General features: G+C 66.4%; 6 protein-coding genes. All 6 read right to left on the bottom strand.

Features of this window, described 5'->3' with window-relative positions:
- Positions 1-47 precede the first annotated feature (47 nt).
- Complete coding sequence (gene rpmD / locus RDU12_RS14915) at positions 48-245, bottom strand: 50S ribosomal protein L30 (RefSeq protein WP_183203635.1); 198 nt, start codon at positions 243-245, stop codon at positions 48-50.
- Between the two features lie 3 nt (positions 246-248).
- Positions 249-854 carry a 30S ribosomal protein S5 gene (gene rpsE / locus RDU12_RS14910; protein WP_300289433.1) on the bottom strand — a complete coding sequence of 202 codons (606 nt, stop codon included), beginning with the start codon at positions 852-854 and terminating at the stop codon, positions 249-251.
- 12 nt (positions 855-866) lie between these two features.
- Positions 867-1,229 (bottom strand): 50S ribosomal protein L18, encoded by a 363-nt coding sequence (rplR, locus tag RDU12_RS14905; RefSeq protein ID WP_300289434.1) that lies wholly within the window; start codon positions 1,227-1,229, stop codon positions 867-869.
- A gap of 3 nt (positions 1,230-1,232) precedes the next feature.
- Complete coding sequence (gene rplF / locus RDU12_RS14900; RefSeq protein ID WP_300289435.1) at positions 1,233-1,766, bottom strand: 50S ribosomal protein L6; 534 nt, start codon at positions 1,764-1,766, stop codon at positions 1,233-1,235.
- A gap of 1 nt (position 1,767) precedes the next feature.
- Positions 1,768-2,166, bottom strand: a complete 399-nt coding sequence (gene rpsH, locus RDU12_RS14895; RefSeq protein WP_168049145.1) for a 30S ribosomal protein S8 — start codon at positions 2,164-2,166, stop codon at positions 1,768-1,770.
- A 14-nt stretch (positions 2,167-2,180) separates the two neighbouring features.
- On the bottom strand, positions 2,181-2,410 hold a 230-nt coding region (gene rpsN / locus RDU12_RS14890; protein WP_308685417.1), incomplete at its 5' end, for a 30S ribosomal protein S14.

Below are 2,410 nucleotides of genomic sequence, written 5' to 3'. Positions count from 1 at the left end.
CTGCAAGCAGCGATCTTCCCTCCCCCGACGGGGGAGGGAGATTTCTCTTACTTCTCGACCACTTCCACCATGTGGGCGACCTTGGCGATCATGCCGCGGACGGAGGGGGTGTCCTCCAGGGTCGATTCACGACCCATGCGGTTGAGGCCCAGGCCGGCCAGGGTGGCGCGCTGGTCCGACTTGCGACGGATCGGGCTGCCGGTCTGGCGGACGGTGACGGTGGCTTTGGATTCGGTCTTGGCCATCTATCAGCCCTCCACGGCTTCGGGCGCCGAGGCGCCGTCGTTGCGGCGGCCCATCAGATCGGCGACCTTCTTGCCGCGCTTCGAAGCCACCATGCGGGGCGACGACTGGACCTTCAGAGCTTCGAAGGTGGCGCGGATCATGTTGTAGGGGTTCGAGGAACCGGTCGACTTGCCGACGACGTCCTGGACGCCGAGGGTTTCGAGCACGGCGCGCATCGGACCGCCCGCGATGACGCCGGTCCCGGGAGGGGCGGCGCGCATCATGATCTTGCCGGCGCCCCAACGGCCCGAGCCGTCGTGGTGCAGGGTGCGGTTCTCGCGCAGCGGAACCTTGATCATGGTCTTCTTGGCTTCTTCGGTCGCCTTGCGGATGGCTTCCGGCACTTCGCGCGCCTTGCCGTGACCGAAGCCGACGCGGCCCTTGCCGTCGCCGACGACCATCAGGGCCGCGAACGAGAACCGGCGGCCGCCTTTGACGGTCGCGGCGACGCGGTTGATGTGCACCAGCTTCTCGACGATGTCCGAATCCGGACCTTCGACGGGAGCGTTGCGGTTGTCACGACGGTTGCGGTCGTTGCCGCCGCCGCCACGTTGGGGTTGATGCGCCATCTGTCGCGTCCCTTAGAAGTTCAGGCCGGCTTCACGCGCGGCTTCCGCCAGCGCCTTCACCCGTCCGTGATAGATGTAGCCGCCGCGATCGAAGACGACGTCCTTGACGCCCTTTTCGATGGCGCGTTCGGCGATCAGCTTGCCGATCGCGGCCGCGGCTGCGGTGTCCGAACCCTTCGGCTTCTTGCCCTTTTCGCCTTCCAGCGAGGAGGCGGCGGCCACCGTGACGCCCTGGACGTCGTCGATGATCTGGGCCGAGATGTTCTTGTCCGAGCGGTGGACCGACAGGCGCAGGCGGCCGTTGGCCACAGCCTTCAGGCGGCGGCGGGTGCGCTCGGCGCGGCGCTTGGCGTTCTGTTTGAGCGTGGTGGCCATGACTTACTTCTTCTTGCCTTCCTTGCGCCGGACCTTTTCGCCCGTGTAGCGCACGCCCTTGCCCTTGTAGGGCTCCGGCGGACGCAGCTTGCGGATGACGGCGGCGATCTGACCGACGGCCTGTTTGTCGGCGCCGGAGATCTTGATTTCCGTCTGCTTGGGCACCGCGAAGGTGACCCCGGCCGGCGGCTGGATGTCGACGTCGTGCGAGAAGCCGAGCTGCAGCGACAGGGCGTTGCCCTTCATCGCGGCGCGATAGCCGACGCCGACCAGGTCCAGGCTCTTTTCAAAGCCGGTGGTGACGCCGACGACCATGTTGTCGACCAGGGTGCGCGACAGGCCCCACATGGCGCGGCCACGCTGGGTGTCGACGCGCAGGCCGAGGTTGATGCCCTCGTCGTTCTGCGAGACCTCGATCTCTTCGGCGACGGTCCAGGAGCGTTCGCCCTTGGGACCCTTCACCGACACGGTCTGGCCGTCGAGCGTGATGGTCACGCCCTTCGGAACAGCGATGGTGCGTTTGCCGATACGGGACATATCAGTAGACCCTGCAGAGGACTTCGCCGCCCACCTTGGCCTCGCGGGCCGCGGTGTCCGACATGACGCCCTTGGACGTGGAGAGGATCGAGATCCCGAGGCCGTTCTTGATCGGCTTCAGGTCGCTGATCGCCGAATAGACGCGGCGGCCCGGCTTGGACACGCGGGCGATCTCGGCGATGACCGGCTGGCCGTCGAAGTATTTCAGCTCGATCTCGAACTGCGGGAATTCGCCGGGGTTCTGAACCAGCGAATAGCCGCGGATGTAGCCTTCGTCCTGCAGCACGTCGAGGACGCGCTGGCGCAGGCGGGAAGCCGGGGTGAGCACCTTGGAACGCTTGCGCATGGCGGCGTTCCGGATGCGAGCGATCATGTCGCTCAGGGGATCGTTGATCATCATGTCTGTCGCTCCCCTTACCAGCTGGACTTCGTCAGGCCCGGGATCTGACCCAGGTTGCCGAGTTCACGCAGGGCGATACGGCTCATCTTGAGCTTGCGGTAATAGGCGCGCGGACGGCCCGTCACCTCGCAGCGGTTGCGAATCCGGTTGGCGGCCGAGTTACGCGGCAGCTCCGCCAGCTTCAGGCGCGCCTCGAAGCGCTCCTCAAGCGGCAGGGATTCATCGTTGGCGGTCGCCTTCAGGG

The organism is Brevundimonas sp. (genome assembly GCF_031082345.1).
In the GTDB taxonomy this organism is placed as follows: domain Bacteria; phylum Pseudomonadota; class Alphaproteobacteria; order Caulobacterales; family Caulobacteraceae; genus Brevundimonas.
The sequence above is the reverse complement of the archived record's forward strand: the minus strand, read 5'-3'. Positions and strand labels throughout refer to the sequence as shown.

What these genes read in the sequence shown, in the direction of transcription:
- rpmD (WP_183203635.1), bottom strand. Translation starts at nt 245, where the DNA reads ATGGCCAAGACCGAATCCAAAGCCACCGTCACCGTCCGCCAGACCGGC.
- rpsE (WP_300289433.1), bottom strand. Translation starts at nt 854, where the DNA reads ATGGCGCATCAACCCCAACGTGGCGGCGGCGGCAACGACCGCAACCGT.
- rplR (WP_300289434.1), bottom strand. Translation starts at nt 1,229, where the DNA reads ATGGCCACCACGCTCAAACAGAACGCCAAGCGCCGCGCCGAGCGCACC.
- rplF (WP_300289435.1), bottom strand. Translation starts at nt 1,766, where the DNA reads ATGTCCCGTATCGGCAAACGCACCATCGCTGTTCCGAAGGGCGTGACC.
- rpsH (WP_168049145.1), bottom strand. Translation starts at nt 2,166, where the DNA reads ATGATGATCAACGATCCCCTGAGCGACATGATCGCTCGCATCCGGAAC.